17 protein-coding genes are annotated in these 16,807 nt (G+C 58.9%); 5 read left to right on the forward strand and 12 right to left on the reverse strand.

The features are described 5' to 3' along the window. Window positions 1-136: 136 nt before the first annotated feature. Together AC1ENN_RS09615 and AC1ENN_RS09620 are read left to right on the forward strand one after the other, a co-directional pair. Complete coding sequence (locus AC1ENN_RS09615; RefSeq protein ID WP_480405955.1) at window positions 137-2,479, forward strand: hypothetical protein; 2,343 nt, start codon at window positions 137-139, stop codon at window positions 2,477-2,479. Between the two features lie 70 nt (window positions 2,480-2,549). Beyond that, a complete protein-coding gene (locus AC1ENN_RS09620; protein WP_449647053.1) occupies window positions 2,550-3,611 on the forward strand; it encodes an AI-2E family transporter in 1,062 nt (353 codons plus the stop codon). A 23-nt stretch (window positions 3,612-3,634) separates the two neighbouring features. Here AC1ENN_RS09620 and AC1ENN_RS09625 read toward each other — a convergent pair whose 3' ends face one another. The 9 genes from AC1ENN_RS09625 to rpsB form a co-directional block, all read right to left on the reverse strand. Next, a complete protein-coding gene (locus tag AC1ENN_RS09625) occupies window positions 3,635-4,369 on the reverse strand; it encodes an alpha/beta hydrolase (RefSeq protein ID WP_480405956.1) in 735 nt (244 codons plus the stop codon). Window positions 4,370-4,378: 9 nt separating this feature from the next. After that, the gene (locus AC1ENN_RS09630) at window positions 4,379-4,678 is read right to left on the reverse strand and encodes a hypothetical protein (protein WP_449647055.1); all 300 of its coding nucleotides are present in this window, start codon (window positions 4,676-4,678) and stop codon (window positions 4,379-4,381) included. A 31-nt stretch (window positions 4,679-4,709) separates the two neighbouring features. After that, window positions 4,710-5,243, reverse strand: coding sequence for an aggregation-promoting factor C-terminal-like domain-containing protein (locus AC1ENN_RS09635; protein ID WP_480405957.1), 534 nt, complete (start codon window positions 5,241-5,243; stop codon window positions 4,710-4,712). 158 nt (window positions 5,244-5,401) lie between these two features. Continuing rightward, a complete protein-coding gene (locus AC1ENN_RS09640) occupies window positions 5,402-5,953 on the reverse strand; it encodes a DivIVA domain-containing protein (protein ID WP_449647057.1) in 552 nt (183 codons plus the stop codon). A gap of 14 nt (window positions 5,954-5,967) precedes the next feature. Next, window positions 5,968-6,843 (reverse strand): phosphatidate cytidylyltransferase, encoded by an 876-nt coding sequence (locus AC1ENN_RS09645; protein WP_449647058.1) that lies wholly within the window; start codon window positions 6,841-6,843, stop codon window positions 5,968-5,970. After that, window positions 6,843-7,394, reverse strand: coding sequence for a ribosome recycling factor (frr, locus tag AC1ENN_RS09650; RefSeq protein WP_480405958.1), 552 nt, complete (start codon window positions 7,392-7,394; stop codon window positions 6,843-6,845). The genes AC1ENN_RS09645 and frr overlap by 1 nt, the downstream gene beginning before the upstream one ends. A 195-nt stretch (window positions 7,395-7,589) precedes the next feature. Beyond that, complete coding sequence (gene pyrH / locus AC1ENN_RS09655; RefSeq protein ID WP_449647060.1) at window positions 7,590-8,303, reverse strand: UMP kinase; 714 nt, start codon at window positions 8,301-8,303, stop codon at window positions 7,590-7,592. 165 nt (window positions 8,304-8,468) lie between these two features. Continuing rightward, window positions 8,469-9,296, reverse strand: a complete 828-nt coding sequence (gene tsf / locus AC1ENN_RS09660) for a translation elongation factor Ts (protein WP_449647061.1) — start codon at window positions 9,294-9,296, stop codon at window positions 8,469-8,471. 12 nt (window positions 9,297-9,308) lie between these two features. Beyond that, a complete protein-coding gene (gene rpsB, locus AC1ENN_RS09665) occupies window positions 9,309-10,319 on the reverse strand; it encodes a 30S ribosomal protein S2 (protein WP_449647062.1) in 1,011 nt (336 codons plus the stop codon). A gap of 321 nt (window positions 10,320-10,640) precedes the next feature. Between rpsB and AC1ENN_RS09670 the strand changes: the two genes are divergently transcribed. Continuing rightward, window positions 10,641-11,183: a M23 family metallopeptidase gene (locus AC1ENN_RS09670; protein WP_480391056.1), complete on the forward strand. Its 543-nt coding sequence runs from the start codon at window positions 10,641-10,643 to the stop codon at window positions 11,181-11,183. Window positions 11,184-11,212: 29 nt separating this feature from the next. Here AC1ENN_RS09670 and AC1ENN_RS09675 read toward each other — a convergent pair whose 3' ends face one another. After that, complete coding sequence (locus AC1ENN_RS09675) at window positions 11,213-13,411, reverse strand: MMPL family transporter (protein WP_480405959.1); 2,199 nt, start codon at window positions 13,409-13,411, stop codon at window positions 11,213-11,215. Window positions 13,412-13,486: 75 nt separating this feature from the next. On the opposite strand from AC1ENN_RS09675, the gene AC1ENN_RS09680 reads away from it, so the two are divergent. Then, window positions 13,487-14,107, forward strand: coding sequence for a MarR family winged helix-turn-helix transcriptional regulator (locus AC1ENN_RS09680; protein WP_480391058.1), 621 nt, complete (start codon window positions 13,487-13,489; stop codon window positions 14,105-14,107). A gap of 27 nt (window positions 14,108-14,134) precedes the next feature. On the opposite strand, the gene AC1ENN_RS09685 is transcribed toward AC1ENN_RS09680, so the two are convergent. Next, a complete protein-coding gene (locus AC1ENN_RS09685; protein ID WP_449647066.1) occupies window positions 14,135-15,043 on the reverse strand; it encodes a tyrosine recombinase XerC in 909 nt (302 codons plus the stop codon). A 56-nt stretch (window positions 15,044-15,099) separates the two neighbouring features. Here AC1ENN_RS09685 and AC1ENN_RS09690 point away from each other — a divergent pair, with 56 nt between their 5' ends. Next, window positions 15,100-15,906 carry an SDR family NAD(P)-dependent oxidoreductase gene (locus tag AC1ENN_RS09690; RefSeq protein WP_449647067.1) on the forward strand — a complete coding sequence of 269 codons (807 nt, stop codon included), beginning with the start codon at window positions 15,100-15,102 and terminating at the stop codon, window positions 15,904-15,906. Here the strand turns inward: AC1ENN_RS09690 and AC1ENN_RS09695 are convergent. Further along, on the reverse strand, window positions 15,903-16,772 hold the full coding sequence (locus AC1ENN_RS09695; RefSeq protein WP_449647068.1) for an NADPH-dependent oxidoreductase: 870 nt from the start codon (window positions 16,770-16,772) through the stop codon (window positions 15,903-15,905). The two genes, AC1ENN_RS09690 and AC1ENN_RS09695, sit on opposite strands and share 4 nt — an antisense overlap. Between the last annotated feature and the right edge of the window lie 35 nt (window positions 16,773-16,807).

Raw genomic sequence — 16,807 nt, forward strand, 5'->3', positions numbered from 1 at the left:
TGCGCACCTAGTCCTGCGTCTGGGAACTGTCTGAGAGAACGTTGAGTGCCGATTGCTCATCGAGACCAAAATGACAGTTAGCCGCTCCGCACCACTAAACTCTAGAAGTCCTTTCCGCTGACTCCGAGGAGACATCTTGGCCGCGAACGATACTGATTTCGGCACCGAAATGCGCGGCTACAAGAAGGACGACGTCGACAAGCTGATTGGCGAACTCCGTCGTGAACTTGTTGCCGCCAAAGCTGACCGCACCGCTTCCACCAAAGAGGTAAAGCGACTCCTTGCCGTTAATGAGGATCTGCAGGCCGAGCTCGACGAAACAGGCAGTCCGACCTATAGCGGTCTCGGCTCGAAGCTTGAGAGCATGCTTCGCGTCGCAGAAGAACATTCAACGCAACTCATCAGCCAAGCAGATATCGACGCCGAAAAGATGCGTAAAGCCGTCCAGGCTGAGACGACGAATCTGCGCAATGAAACTGCGACCGAGTCAGAGCGCATTCTGGCGGAAGCTAATCGCGAAGCGGATGCTCTTGCACATTCATCCCGCGACGAGGCAGACGCTCTCATTGCCCATGCACGTGACGAAGCAGCGCAGCTCACCTCTGACGCGGCACGCGAAGCAGCAACTATTCGTGGCGCTGTTGCTACCGAAGCTGCGGATGCTCGCACCTCCGCTAAGCGTGAGGCTGCAGCCCTTCGCGCCGAGACCGAGCGGGCAATGACCGAACTCCGCGCGAGCACAGCAACTGAAGTTGCTGAGGCACGCGAAGCTGCCGAAGCACTCGCACGAGATGCCGAACTCGGCCGGGCTACATTCGAGGCTGAGAACACGAAGCAACGCGAAGACCTCGAACACGATGTCGAGCAAGCACGCACCGATCTGGCTCGAGAGATCGAGACAGCGCGTGCAGAGCTGGAAGCCGAAACAACCGCCGCCCGCGACACTCTTGCCAACGAGACCAAAGCTGCCCACACCAAGCTAGCGAACGAAACCACATCCGCCCACGCGAAGCTGGCGAACGAAACCAACGCCGCTCAGGCGAAGCTCAAGGCCGAACTTGATGCGGCATACGCTGCGCTCGAAACCGAGACCAGCACCGCTCGAGCCGCTGTCGAGGCAGAGGCCGCGAGCATCCGCAACGAGCTCGAAAAAGACGTGCTTGCGGCGCGAACAGCGCTTGACGCAGAACTTTCAGAGGCCCGCGAGCAGTGGGAACAGGAAGAACGAGAAGCGAGAACGCAACTCGAGAGCGACATTGTCACCACCCGCGCTGCCCTCGACGACGAGGTCTCAACGACCCAGGCGGCCCTCGAACACGAAGTGACGAGCACGAAAGCTGCGCTCGAACAGGAAGTCACCACCACCAAGACGGCGCTCGACCAGGAAGTTAAAGTCACCAAGGCTGCGCTTGAGCAAGAAGTCACGACCACTCGCTCGAACCTTGAGCAGGAAGTCGCGACTGCGAAGGCAGCCCTCAACGATGAAGTGACAACGACTCGCGCTGAGCTCGAAGCCCACGTCAAAACATCACGAAGTGAGCTTGCTGCTGAGCAAGCAGCACTGAAGAAGGCGCTAGACCGCGAAGTTACCTCCACCAAGAAGGCACTCGCCAAGGAAGTCAGCACAACGCGTGCCGCTCTCGAGAACGATGTCGAGACCACCCGCTCGGGACTTGAAGAAGAAATCAGCACCGCGCGCAGCGCCTTCGAAAACGAAAGCGCAACAGCTCGTGCCCAATTCGAAGCCGAGATGACTGAACGCCGCAACGAACTTGAAGCAGAAATCGCAACGGGAACTGCTGGCCTCGAAGAAGAGATGGCTCGCCGTCACGCTGACCTTGACGCTGAAATCGACAACAAGCGCACTGCTCTTGAGACCGAGGACGCCGAAACTCGCACCGCCCTTGCCCACGATGTGCAGAAACAGACTGCAGACCTCGAACGGGACATCGCTCGCCAGCGCGCCGAACTGGCGAACGAAGTCGAGTCGACTCGAGCATCCATTCAGCACCAGCGTGAAGAGACCCGAACCGCAATCGAGCGCGAAGCCGAAGCCGCACGCATCGCTCTAGAACAAGAGCTCGCTGTGCGACGCGATGAGGCGGAGAAGGAGTTCTTGGCCCAGCACAAAGAGGCATCAACTCAGACCCAGAACTACCTCGAAGAGGCTCAAGCCCAGTTGGGCGAGGCTGTGCGCGAAGCGAACGCCAAACGTCACGAGGCCGAGGAGCTCAGCACCAGTTCTCAGGCAGAAGCGAAGTCAGTTCTGGCTGACGCAGCCGAGCGCGCGGCCAATGAAATCGCGGATGCGGAACAGCGCGCAAAGTCGCTTGTCGACGATGCCGAGAAGCGTTCTAATGAACTCATTAGCGATGCCGAAGAACGCCTGTCCAAGATCAAGGCAGAGCGCGAGACAGTTGCTGGCTACTTCGAGAACCTTCGTGGAGTTCTGAACCAAGCCGAGGATGTTGACCGGTAAGTTGCCCGCTGGCATCTAGAATTACGTCCAGCCTGACACCTCGTCGCCTCAGGCTGGACGGAGCCTCGCTATGAAGATTCTTAACCCCTTTCGCCTCGGTCTTCTTGGCGGTCTTGGTGTGCTCGTCGCCGTGGGAATCGGCCAGACGATCATCTCCTTGGCGACGATTCTCACCTACGTCGGGGCAGCACTCTTCCTTGCACTCGGTCTCGACCCGGTAGTGACGTGGCTTGAAACTAAGAAATTTCCCCGCTGGACCGCCATCCTCACTGTCCTCGCTGGCGTTCTTGGCGTGTTCGCTGGCCTGGTTTTTGCGATCGTTCCCGTGATCGCTGAGCAAGTGCGTAATGCCACTCGAGCAATCCCCCGGCTCGTAACAGCGTTCTTCGACGGAACGATCAAGGAAAACGTTGAAACTGCACTTCCTTGGCTCAAGGTTGAGGACCTCCTCGACGGTTTCACCACGTGGCTAACCGAGCTCGACTTCACGACCATCGGCGGCGGCGTCTTTGCTGTCGGAATCGGAATCGCTACCGGCATTACCGGGGCGATTATCGTGCTCATTTTGACGATCTACTTTGTGTCGTCCATCAACAACATCAAGTCGGGAATCTACCAACTCGTTCCCGCCACAAAGCGTGCCAAGTTCATCGACCTTGCTGAGCAAGTAAGCACAGCAGTCGGTCGATATGTCATTGGCCAAGGTTCACTCGCCCTCGTCAACGGCGTGCTCTCCTTCATTGTGCTCACGTGGGTCTTCCCGGCATTCGACCTGCCGGTCAAGTACTCGGCGCTGCTCGCTTTTATCGCCTTCTTGGGCTCGCTGATTCCGCTCGTGGGAACGCTAAGCGGTTCGGTAGTGATCACCCTGCTGGTTCTGCTCTTCAACGGTCCACCAAGCGTCATCGCCGTGGGAATCTACTATCTGATCTATATGCAGATTGAGGCCTACCTACTCAACCCACGAATCATGAGCAAAGCTGTGAAACTTCCCGGAGCCCTCGTCGTGATCGCAGCTCTCGCCGGAGGAACGCTCCTCGGGATCCTTGGCGCTCTCATTGCAATTCCTGTTGCGGCAGCAATCCTGCTCGTCGTTCAGCAAGTGATTGTTCCCCGCCAGGCCGATCTCTAAGCGGACGGCGGTCAACAGGCCGTTTAGAGCGGTTGAGCGGCCTCCGGAGGCCACGTGCGGGGCAATGGCAACACCATCGGGTTCAGTCGGGCAACGATCTCACTGAGCACACGGTACGTCTGCGCTTCTCCCACCCACAGGTGCTTTCCGCCCTCGACAACGACGAGCTCTATTTCAGGCACCGATGCGAAACGTTTTGCCGCCTCCTCTGGCCGCAAGTAGTCGTCAAGTTCCGGAATAATCGCGACCAAGCGACGTTCATCCCCTGCCCACGCGGCAACCTCGGCAGCACTGGCACGGTGGAGTGGCGGCGAGAGCAAAATCGCGCCGTCAACGGGATGTTCGCGACCAAATTTGAGAGTCACCTCAGTGCCGAATGACCAGCCCAACAGCCACACATTCGGCAAGCCTCGCTCGCGCACAAAGTTCATGGCAGCAGCAAGATCGAACTGTTCTTGTTCGCCTTCGCCGAATGACCCCTCCGACGTACCGCGTGGCGAAGTAACCCCGCGAAAGTTGAAACGCAAGACCGCGACATCCGCCAGCGCTGGCAGGCGTGCCGCAGCCTTGCGAATGATGTGGGAATCCATGAAACCACCGGCAGTTGGCAGGGGGTGCAAGGTGACAAGCGTCGCAGCGATATGACCGGACTCGGGCAAAGAGAGTTCCCCAACCAACGTGAAACCGTCGCTGGTGTGCAGCTCGATATCTTCGCGTGTAGCAGGAAGTTCGCTAGCGCCTCGGATGGTTTCACTCACGTACGGTTCTCACAATCTGATTTTCCAGCAGTGCTGGTGCCAATGACGCCGTGCTGCAAGATCGTCTGCTGCGCCCATGATGCCGTCGGCGCGCCAAGTGACGGTGTGGGCGACTCCCACCGAAACAGGTTGAGAGCATCCTGGACAGGTATAAGTTTTGACCGCGCTACCTGAGGAAACAGGCTGAACATTCCATTCGCCGTCAGATTTGTGCTCAGTGCGTCGAGAACCAAAAAGTACCTGATTCAGGTCACCGCGGTCATCATCATCGGGGCGACGCCGTCCGCGGGGGCGATTCGAACGAGGCATAGTTCAAGCTTATGCGCTCGATCGGGAACGGCTAGTACCAGCCGTGGCTTTCAGAATAGGCCCAGGCGTCGCACGGAGTGCCGTAGCGGCCCGAAATGTAGCTAAGACCCCAGTTAATCTGGGTTGCCGGGTTCGTTGCCCAGTCGGCGCCAGCAGTGGTCATCTTGCTGCCAGGGAGCGCTTGTGGGATGCCGTACGCGCCACTCGACGAGTTCATCGCGTAAACATTCCAACCTGATTCGCGATTCCACAGGCTTACCAAACAGTTGTACTGATCGGCGCCCATACCTCGTGACGTGAGGATCGACAGCGCGATTGCTTGAGCTGTTCCAGGATCAGGAACTCCAGCGGCAGGGGCAACAGGGGCAGCCGGAATTACGGGCTCGACGACAATTTCTTTAACCGCAAGCTTGTCGCGCGCGATTTCATTGACGAAACCTTCCGCGACGGTTATTGACTGAACTTCAGCGCGCTCGACGGCGGCGAGCGGAACGCTCGAAGCAGACACTGTGCTCACGGGATTTGGCGCAGCCATGACGAAGGTAGCGACAAACCCGAGACTCACTATCGATGCGAAGAGTCGAAGACTCAACGACGAACGTGTGTGGCGTCCAGAAAGATCCGCGCTCTGGCTTTTAGCCTGGGCGCGGAGGATTGCTGTTCGCGAATTTTTGACCACAATAAGTGCGATATTAGCCCACTCACCTGAAAAAACAGAGGGAACTAGCGAACCGCCAGCATTACATCAATCACGCTGTCGAGCAGATAGTCCACTTGCGCCTCACGATATCCGCCTTTAGTGCTGCGGAAAGCAACAGTGCGCACTCGTTCGATTGTGAGCGGTGCACCGTTCTGAAAGTAGTTGGCCAGTTCTTCCGCGAACGCATCGACATCTTTTATCGCGTAGCCGCGAGTAAACGAGCTAACTCGCGAAAACTTCTTGCCCTTGTGACGTGCCAGGCGATTGAGAATCTCTTGCGCTTCTGAACGAGCATTTGCGTACCATGCCGACTCACCGAGCTCGGCAATGGAGCGATCACGTTCACGAGCGGCGAAAGCGTCTTCGAGACGCTCAAGTGCAGAGTCAACATGCACGGGCGAGTAGCCGCCCTTCTGCATTGCGAAAGCAAGCTTTCGGATAGTGCGCGAAGAGACCACGGCACTATCGGTTCGATCGGAAGTGTAGGCGCTGCGAGCCTCCTCGAGGAAGTCCTCGACTTGGTCAACGTTGTAGCCCAACTTTGACTTTCGGGTGCGGGGGAAAGTGGTGCTCACGGTTCTATTGTGCCTTACGCGAAGATAAGAAACAGCGCGTAGCCAGCTGCGGCCGACAGCAGCGATGAATCGACCCGGTCGAGGAAGCCACCGTGGCCGGGAAGCCACGTGCTGATGTCTTTGATTCCCAAGTCACGCTTGATCAGCGACTCGGCTAGGTCACCCATAGTTGCCGTGCCGAGAATAACGAGTCCAAAGATTATTCCCACCCACACAGGCTGGTCAATCATGAAGAGCGCCAGCAGCACTCCGGCGGTCACCGAAGCGAGCGCAGCTCCGGCGAATCCCTCCCACGTCTTATTGGGACTAATCGTCGGTGCCATCGGATGCTTGCCAAAGGAAAGACCACTCGCATACGCCCCAATATCGCTGACAACAACGACGATCAGCATTGCCAGCGTCCACCACTGGCCACCATCTTGAGTCGTCAGCAAAACGGTGAAGCTCGCCAAGAATGCGACATAAAGCATGACGAAAACGCCAGCACCGAGATCTCTGAGAACAGCGCGCACTGGGGCGCGGTGCTTGGGCGAGAACAGCCACACGAGTCGCCACACTCCGACGAAGGCAATACCTGCGAGTGTGACGTACCACTGACCCTCAGCGAGCCAGTAGAACGATGCCGGCACGACAGCGACGGCACCAATGACCGTCGGCAGCCTCGGAATATTCAGCCCTGCAAATCGAAGCGCACTGGCGAGCTCAAAAGCCGTGAATGCAACCAGAACTCCGGCAAAGAGCATGTAGAGCTCTTTGACAAAGATCAGGCTGAACAATAACGAAAGCCCCAACGCAAGACCCACTGTGAGAGCCATCGCCAATGGACGCCCTGTGCGGGCGTTGATCTTGTCGTTAGTTGCCCGAACCTGAGCTTCGAATTCGGAAACCATTAGACCTCGAGCAGCTCGGACTCTTTGCGCTTGAGAGCGTCGTCGATCGCGTCTACGTGAGCCTTGGTGCTCGCTTCGAGCTCCTTCTCGGCACGCGCGACATCATCTTCGCCAACCTCAGTAAGTGCATCGAGGTCGTCTTTTGCCTTGCGACGAATATTGCGAAGCGACACGCGAGCCTGCTCGGCTTTGTCGCGAACAATCTTGACGAACTCCTTGCGGCGATCCTCGGTCAGTTCGGGAAGGGTCGCGCGGATGACGCTTCCATCGTTACCAACGCTGGCACCCAAGTGGTGTGCACCAGCGATTGCCTTCTCAATGTCTTTGAGCGCAGATTTGTCGAACGGGGTAATAAGGAGCGTGCGAGCTTCCTGGTTGACCATCGACGCGAGCTGCTGCAAGGGAGTAGGAGTGCCGTAGTAGTCAACGAGCACCTTCTGGAACAGTGCAGGGTTGGCGCGTCCAGTGCGCACTGTACCGAAGTCGTCTTTGGCAGCTTCCACTGCCTTGTTCATCTTTTCGCTAGCTTCCGCTAGAACATCACTAATCACGAGCGCTCCTCTTAGTCTCACCCGAGTTTAGCGTGCAGTCGTCGCAACGACGGCTGCAGCGCGCTCGGAGTCTCTCTGGCTTCGCTCAGCTCTTGCTTTGCTATGCGCAGTTGGGTCGATCTGGGTTGGTTGGTCTGCGTTGGTTGGTCTGCGTTGGTTGGTCTGGGTTGGCCGCGAGCAGAGCCTCTGAGCACGTTAGCCGTGCACGCGGGTTCCGATCTGCTCCCCCACGATGGCACGAGTAAGGTTTCCGGCGGGTTCCATACCGAAAACTAGCATCGGCATTGCATTGTCCATGCACAGGCTAAAGGCGGTCGAGTCGACGACCTTGAGACCTTGAACAAGCGCGTCTTGGAAACTGATGGAGTCAAGCTTTCGAGCATCCGGGTTGCTTCGAGGATCGGCATCGTAAACTCCATCGACTCCGTTCTTTGCCACGAGCACCTCTTCAGCACCGATCTCGAGGGCGCGCTGCGCAGCCACGGTGTCAGTGGAGAAGTAGGGCAAGCCTGCGCCAGCACCAAAGATCACAATGCGCCCCTTTTCAAGGTGACGTTCTGCGCGAAGAGGAATGTAGGGCTCAGCAACCTGGGTCATCGCGATCGCGGACTGCACTCGCGTAGCGACGCCGGCTTGCTCAAGGAAGTCTTGGAGGGCGAGGGCATTCATGACGGTGCCGAGCATGCCCATGTAGTCGGCGCGGCCGCGGTCCATACCGCGCTGGCTGAGTTCAGCACCACGGAAGAAGTTTCCGCCACCAACGACGATGGCAATTTCAACATCGGCGGATGCTGCGGCGATCTCTTTGGCCAATGACGAAACGACATCGGGGTTAACCCCCAGTTGTCCACCACCGAAGGATTCTCCCGACAGTTTCAGCAGCACCCGGCGTTTGCGTTGAGTTGTCATCGTCTTCTTTCCTTCGTGGTCGACATATACAGGCTATTGGTTTGACTAGCGTTCAGCAGCGCCGCACAGCAAATTCGGTGCAAGCGATTTGCTCAACGTCCACTGTGGCTTCCGGCACACTAAAGGCCCGAGGCAAAAATGCCCCGGGCCCTATGAGTGTGCGTGTTAGGCGCCTACCTTGAAGCGTGCAAAACCAGTGATGGTGATGCCAGCATCAGCAGAAACCTTAGCGATCGATACCTTGTTGTCACGAGCGTAGTCCTGGTCAAGCAGTGCAACCTGCTTGAAGAACGCACCGAGACGACCTTCGACGATCTTCGGGAGAGCAGCGTCAGGCTTGCCCTCGCCACGGCTGATTTCCTCAACGATACGACGCTCGTTCTCGACATCAGCTGCCGGAACGTCTTCGCGCGAGAGGTACGACGGTGCAGCGAATGAGATGTGCTGCGCGATTCCGCGAGCAGTCTCTGCATCGTCGCCGGTGTACGCAACGACAACGCCAACCTGCGGCGGCAGGTCCTTGTTGGTGCGGTGCATGTAGACCTCGAACGAGTCGCCCTCGAGCTTGGCAAGGCGACGGAGCTCAAACTTCTCGCCCAGAATCGCAGCTTCATCGTTGATGAGCTCTTCGACGGTCTTCGAACCTGCGGATGCCGCAAGGCCTTCTTCTACAGTCGAGGCGCCAGCAGCAGCAACCGCTTCAGCAACGGCCTCACCGAGCGCGACGAACTTGTCACCCTTGGCAACAAAGTCGGTCTCGCAAGCGAGTTCGATGATCGTGGTCGTTGCACCGGACGACTTCGCGGCGATGAGGCCTTCGCTAGTGGAACGGTCTGAACGCTTGGCGTTGCTCTTGGCACCGCGCAGACGCAGCAGCTCGGTGGCCTTTTCGAGGTCTCCGCCAGCTTCAACGAGTGCGTTCTTCGTTTCGACCATGCCGGTGCCGAGGCGCTCGCGCAGGGTCTTGAGGTCTTCGAGGCTAAAATCTGCCATTGTTTCGAATCCTTACTTCTTGTCGTCGGCTGCGTCAGCGGCCTTCGCGGCGGGCTTCTTTGCTGCGGGCTTGGCAGCAGGCTTTGCTGCCTTTGCCTCGTCTTTGTCTGCCTTGGCAGGTGCTTCAGCCTTCTCAGCCTTTTCGGCCTTGGCGGGCTCTTCAGCCTTCTCAGCCTTGGCAGGCTCTTCAGCCTTTTCAGCCTTCGCGGGCGCTTCAGCCTTCTCAGCCTTGGCAGGCTCTTCTGACTTTGCAGCAGCATCGGCGTCAGCCTGGCCGAGAAGCTCAGCTTCCCATGCAGCCATGGGCTCTACTTCTTTGCCCTCTTCTGGCTTCTGGTGACGCTGGATGAGACCCTCAGCGGCAGCGTCTGCAACGATGCGTGTGAGGAGACCTACCGAGCGGATAGCGTCGTCGTTACCGGGGATCGGGTACGCAACGTCGTCGGGGTCGCAGTTGGTGTCGAGGATCGCGATAACGGGGATACCAAGCTTGTGAGCCTCGTCAATGGCGAGGTGCTCCTTCTTGGTGTCGACGATCCAGATGGCCGATGGGGTCTTTGTGAGGTTACGGATACCGCCGAGGCTCTTCTGCAGTTTCACAAGCTCGCGCTTCTGAATGAGCAGTTCCTTCTTGGTGAAACCACGAGTGGTGTCATCGAAGTCAACCTCTTCGAGTTCCTTCATGCGTGCAAGACGCTTGGAAACCGTCTGGAAGTTGGTGAGGAGTCCACCGAGCCAGCGCTGGTTAACGTAGGGCTGGCCTACGCGCAGTGCCTGCTCAGCGATGGTTCCCTGTGCCTGCTTCTTGGTACCGACGAAGAGGATGGTTCCGCCGTGGGCGACCGTCTCCTTGACGTAGTCGTAGACAGCGTCGATGTGAGCGAGCGACTGTTGCAAGTCGATGATGTGGCTGCCCGAGCGCTCGGTCAGAATAAAGCGCTTCATTTTCGGGTTCCAACGACGAGTCTGGTGTCCGAAGTGTACGCCGCTGTCGAGCAGCTGGCGGATGGTTACGACGGCCATGGCCGTTCTCCTTTTCTGGCTCACTAGTGCGCGTGGCAATAGCGGCCTTCTCAGTTAATACTCGCGGCCGGTTGGCGCGAATCCTGGTGCCCGGGCATACCCCCGCCCCAGCCGCAACGGTGTGCGAGTGGGGACTGAGTGGAGATAGCGGCCGTGTGCTGCAGTAGTTTTACCGCAGCGGGGCACGCGTAGTCACCGCGAATACACGCGGTGCTGCAAAAATCATACCATCGCTCCCCCACAACTTCATCACCGGTAGCGACTTTCCCCGGCTCTGCGTTTTTGGGGCCACACGACCGGGTTTTCTTCGAGAGTGAGGGGATGCTTCGAGCCTCCACCGTTCTCCTTCTTGCGACACTCGTGCTTTCGGGGAGCACCACTTCTGCAGGGGTCGCCTGGGGAGGTGAGCCTGACGCCGTCCCACTAGATGACATTGCGAATGGATCAGCCTCGACACCGTGGAGTTGGCCGATTTCCGAACCTCATCCCATCGTTCGGCCATACATTTCGCCCGAAACTCCCTACTCTGCCGGCCACCGTGGCATCGATGTTGGTGCGAGCTTTGACGTCGAACTTCGAGCGCCCACAGCGGGGATCGTGCACTTCGCTGGCATCGTGGTCGATCGTCCCGTGCTGTCGATTCGGCATCCGGGAGGGCTGATCACCAGCTATGAACCGGTAACCACAGCTCTGACCCGCGGAGATCTTGTTTCTCAAGGTGAAATAATTGGCGAAGTGCAGGAGGGCCACTGCCTTAGGCCCTGCCTGCACTTCGGAGTCCGACTGGATGGCGAATATGTCTCGCCGCTCAACTATCTGAGCGGCACACCTCGAGCCATCTTGTTGCCGACGCGCGGTCCCTGATCACCCAGCACCGCGCTAACGGCTAACGGCTAACGGCTAACGCTGTGCTTGGCAGTGTGTGGTTCGTCCGATGGCAGTTCGCCCTCCGGCAGGGTCTCCGCGCGGGGCGCCTCTGCGCCGCTCGAAGCTGCGCGCTGTGCAGCAGCACGTGGAGATGCGGCATGCTGCGGCGTGCGAACCTCGGCGCCGATCGAGATCACGCGACCCGGCCACCAGAACTTCTCACCAGCAATAAACGCGAGCGACGGCACAATAACCGTGCGAACGAGAAGCGTGTCAAGCAGCACACCGATGCAGACAATAATTCCGATTTGGGTGAGGGTGATGAGTGGCAGAACGCCCAGTACCGCAAACACGGCGGCAAGCAAAATACCGGCGCTTGTGATGACGCCGCCGGTAGACGACAGTGCGCGGATCATTCCCGCTCGCGTACCGTGCTCGACCGCTTCTTCCCGAGCTCGAGTCACCAGGAAGATGTTGTAGTCAACACCGAGTGCCACGAGGAAGAGGAACGCGAACAAGACCACGTTCGTGTCGATCGCAGGGAAGCCGAATACCGACTCAAAAAGCAACCAACTGGCTCCCAAGCTGGCAAAGAACGACGCCACAACCGTCAGCAACAACAGGATAGGCGCGAGCAGCGACCGCAGCAGGAGCACAAGCACAATGAACACGAGGCCCAAGATGAGCGGGATTACTAGATCCTGATCTGACTGTTGAGCGCGTTCGACATCAAGAGCTTGAGCATCCAGACCGCCAACGAGCGCGTTGGCGCCCTCGATAGTCGACAGCTCCGAGCGAAGGGCCTCAATAGCGGCGAAGGATTCTTCGGTCTCGGCGGCGTCATCCAACACCACAGTGAGCTGGGTAATGGTGTCGGTGCTTTCGCCGATGCGCACCGAATCGACGCCGTTGACGCCCTCGGCTGCCTGAGCAACTTCCTCAGCATAATCAGAGTTCACAATGACGGATGCTGGCGAACCGCTTCCTGCCGGGAAAGCATCCGCGATGATATTTTGCCCCTGAACTGCTTCAGGAACCTGGGTGAAACTCTCGGTCTGCGAGAGCCCAATCTTGATCTGGGGAACACCAAGCGAGAGTGCACCAAGAACAACCGCACCAAGAATCGCGACGGCAACGGGCTTCTTGGAGACCAGAACGCCGAGCTTGTGCCAGACACCGCGCTCAGCGCTGCCCTCGGATCCGAATCTGGGGATGTACGGCCAGAACAAGCCACGACCGAAGAGGACCAGTGCGGCCGGAAGCACTACGAGAGCGAAGATCATCGCGATCACAACGCCCGTCGCACACGCGATTCCGAGCGCACGGTTGCCCTGTAGCTCCGCGAAGACAAGCGTGAGGAGGGCGAGAACGACCGTGCTTCCGCTGGCGATGATGGCGGGGCCAGCGCCGCGCAGCGCACGGGACATTGCTTCACGGCGATCCTCAACGAGCCGCAATTCGTCGCGGTAACGAGCGATTAGCAGCAGTGCATAGTTGGTGCCGGCACCGAAGACGAGTACCGAGAGAATGCCGGTGACTGACGCGTCCAGTTGGATGCCCGCGAGTGCCGCGACTCTGGCGGCTACTATTCCGGCGAGGCCGTCAGCGGTTCCGACGACGACGAGTGGAACAAGCCACAACCACGGGCTTCGGTACGTGATCAAGAGAAGAACAGCAACCACGATCACTGTTGTGAGCAGCAGCGTAAAGTCGGCGCCTTCAAAGACGGCCGCGATGTCAACCGCGAAACCTTCTGGGCCGCTGAGGAGCGCAGTGAGGCCGCTGGGCAGATCAGCGTTCGCTGTTGCGCGAATCTCGTCAGCGCGTTCAGCCTGCTCCCCCGCTTCAGAGAGCTTGTCCAAGGGGACTGTTACCAGCGCGGTGGTTCCATCATCAGAAAATGTGGGCGGCGGAACGAAGCCCTCAGCCGAGTAGTCGCTGAGCGATCCGGCGGCGGATGCGACGGCCTGCGTGTCAGCGTCGGTGAGAGTCTCTCCGTCGCGGCTGAAGACCAACAGCGCGACGGTAGAGTCTGCGCCTGGCAGCGCTTCAGCGGCCGCGGCGGCCTGTGCGGATTCGGCCGATTCTGGAAGCCCAACTCCCGGAAGTGTGCCTTCTTCGTTGCCGGTTCCGGCGGCGAAAATGGCGCCGGCGGCGACGAGTGCTCCGACCAAAACGATCCAGGAGGTGCGTCGTGAGGTGATGAAGGTCCTGAGGCGATACATCGCGCTCCTCCTGAAAATATGTTTCGGTTGCTTAGTTATTAGACAACTTAGGAACCTACCGGTAAAGTAGTGGACATGCAACCTCCTCAAGCAGCAATGGAGCGCCCAGCAGCGCGGCGGCCCACTCAGCTGCTGCGCGACATTCTCGATTCCAGCGATGAGTTCGAGCAGCATGTCGGGCGCACGCTTTCCGTCAACTCCACCGATCTCGAAGCGATGGAACACCTGATCATGCACGGCCCGCTTCCCCCAACCGAACTGTCGCGTCGACTCAACATTTCAACCGCAGCAGTCACCGGAGTGATTGACCGCCTCATCGGCGTCGGGCATGTCACCAGACAGCAACATCCGACTGACCGCCGCAGCGTTGTCGTTGTGCCGAACCCTCGCTCAGTTGAAACAGCAATGGCGACCCTGATGCCAATGATCATGGGCATCGATCGCGTACTCGACGATTTTGATGACGCCGAAAAGCAGGTCATCGAGCGCTACCTCGACAGTGTGGTCACGATCTATCGCGCGCGACTGCCAGAGCCCGGCGACGTCCCGGCCCCGAAACCCGCCGTTCCGCGACCACTGGCTGAGGTCCCCGGCCCGCGACAAAGTTCGTGGAAACCAGAAACTCACGCCGACGGCATTTCGGTCTTGCCGCCCTCACTCAATAACAACGGCAACGAGCAACAGCCTCACGAGTGAAAGACGAAGAACGCAGGATCGGCTGCGCTACGCCCGAGGATGCGCGGTGCGATAGCTCTCGCGCAATCGTTCCGTAGACACATGCGTATATAACTGTGTGGTGCCGAGACTCGCATGGCCAAGCATCTCCTGCACAGCACGCAAATCGGCACCACCATCCAGCAGATGAGTTGCCGCAGTGTGGCGCAGGGTGTGGGGACCAGAACCACCAGAACCCGGAACGTCAGCCAGCAAGTGCGCAATCACGTCGTACACGGTTCGAGTTGTCAGTCGCTTTCCTCGCGCACCGACAAAGAGCGCGGCCGCTCCCCCGGCCTCCTCAGTAAGTTGCGGACGCCCAATCTTTAAGTACGCAGAAATAGCGCGCTGCGCCGGAATTCCAAAGGGAACAACGCGCTCTTTCGACCCCTTGCCGAGGACCCGCACCGTCAACCGCGAATCATCGACATCGTTCAGACAGAGGCCTGTAAGTTCGCTCACCCGCAAAGCCGAGGCGTACAAAAGCTCGACAATCGCCTGATCCCGCAACGCGACCGGATCTGCCGAAGATGCGCGCTCCGAAACGCTCTGCAGCATGTCAGACATTTGGTCGCGATTAAGCACCCGAGGAAGGTGGCGCTCAGCTTTCGGCGCTTTGAGCCGTGCCGCGGCATCCGTCGACGCCTGATGAGTTCTTTTTAACCAAGCGCTGAACCCTCGCGCGGCAGCAGCCCGACGAGCAAGAGTCGACTTAGCGAGCCCCGCCTGAGATGCATGCCACAACCAGTCGCGTAACAGTTCAAGGTCAAGATCATCTGGTTCGTTGGCCGCGCGCTCAGTAGCGAATTCGACCAGATTGGTGAGATCAGAGCGGTATGACCTCACCGTGTGCACACTGAATCCCCGATCGGCCGCAAGATAGGCGGCAAACGTATCCACGAGGCGGTGAAGGTTCACGCCTCTATCGTGCAACATGCACGCGGCATTCGGGTTCGCCGCGATAGCGTTTCGGGATGGCCACACGATCTTCACACTCCACACTGGGCACGGCACTCGTCACCGGAGCGACTTCAGGCATTGGAGCCGAGCTCTCGCACCAGCTAGCTCGTTCCGGTTATGACCTTGTGCTCGTTGCCCGCGACACTGCCCGCCTCGACCGCATGGCGATCGAACTTCGCGAGAAAGCCAACATTGCCGTCGAAGTGATCTCTGCAGATCTCACGATCGCGGCCGAGCGCGACACAGTCGAAAGCCGACTGAAATCGGCCAAGAATCCCATTATGTACCTCGTGAACAATGCCGGGTACGGGCTTCCCCAAGAATTTGATCAGAATTCCATCGATGACGAAGAGCGGATGCTTGAATTGCTGGCAACGGTCCCGCTGCGCCTCAGCCATGCGGTTCTTGGCGGGATGCTCGCCCGTCGTTCTGGCACCATTCTGACCGTGGCGAGCCTTGCCGGTGAAGCGCCACTGGGGCTTTATGCCGCTGCGAAAGCGTGGCCACTGAGTTTCAGTCGCTGGGCGAACGCGCACTACCGCGGTCGTGGGGTCACCTTCACGGCACTTGCACCAGGATTCGTGCGCACGGAGTTCCACTCACGGCTCGGCATTGAACGCTCATCCATGGCGCCGAAATGGATGTGGCTCGACGCTGAATTCGTGGCTCGCTCTGCCCTTCGCAGTGCCGCCCGCGGTCGCGCCGTCTCCATCCCGAGCGTGCGTTACAAGCTGACTTGGGCTGCGATGAAGGTCGCCCAGCCGCTCATCTTGGTATTTGTAGCTCGAGCGAGCCGCGCATCACACAAGGCGACCAGCTAACGAATTGAGAACCCGCGCGCCTCAACTTCGTCTTTGAGGTGGTCTCGAAGTGCCGCTGATGGTCCAGCGAGAGTTTCTGGTTTGCTCGTGCGGCGTGCCGTATGTTCGGCCCAACCGTATTCGGCATCCGGAATCTGGGGATCGCTGGCCACCTGGCGACCGGCATAGAGTCCGTTCGCGATCATGACAGCGTCGTAGTCACTGACCTGCTGCTCGAGGTCTTCAGTCGAGTACTGTTCGCGGTGCACAACGGTTTCGCTGGGAAGCCGCGGTTTGGCACCTCGGCGCACTCCGGGATTCGGGTAGCCGATCGTGAGTCCCGCAACGGCGAAGACGCCTCTCGGTAGCGCGAGCTCGGCGGCGATCAAGCTGGGTTCGTTGCGCACGGAGCCGATGGGCACAGCCCCAAGCCCGAGTGATTCTGCTGCAACGAGAGCGTTTTGCAAGGCAAGGCTGGCATCGATCGATGCCGTGAGGAACATCTCCAGGTTGTTGGCGGCGAAAGTGTGGCCCTGTCGTTCGGCAAGGTAGTGCAGCCGAGAAACGTCAGCACAAAAAATGAGCATCACCGGTGCTGTTGCCACGTAACTTTGGTCCCCCACCAAATGAGCCAAGCGAGCTCGACGTTGCTCATCTTCGACCACGACGACGCTGTAGGCCTGCAGGTTAGAGGATGTGGGGGCGCTGCGCGCGGAGAGCAGTATCGCATCCAACACTTCAGTTGCGATGGGACTGGGATCGAAGCTGCGAATCGACTCGTGCCCGGTGAGCACCCGAATGGTGTCGGTGATGAATTCGGCTGAAATCAGCTTCTCTTCGAGTTCAATTCGGGTGTGTGGTGGTGTGATGTTTTCGCCCTGAGCCATACCTCAATGCTTTCACGCTCGGCTGCATGCCTAAT

It is taken from the genome of Rhodoglobus sp. G.S.23 (assembly GCF_056675935.1).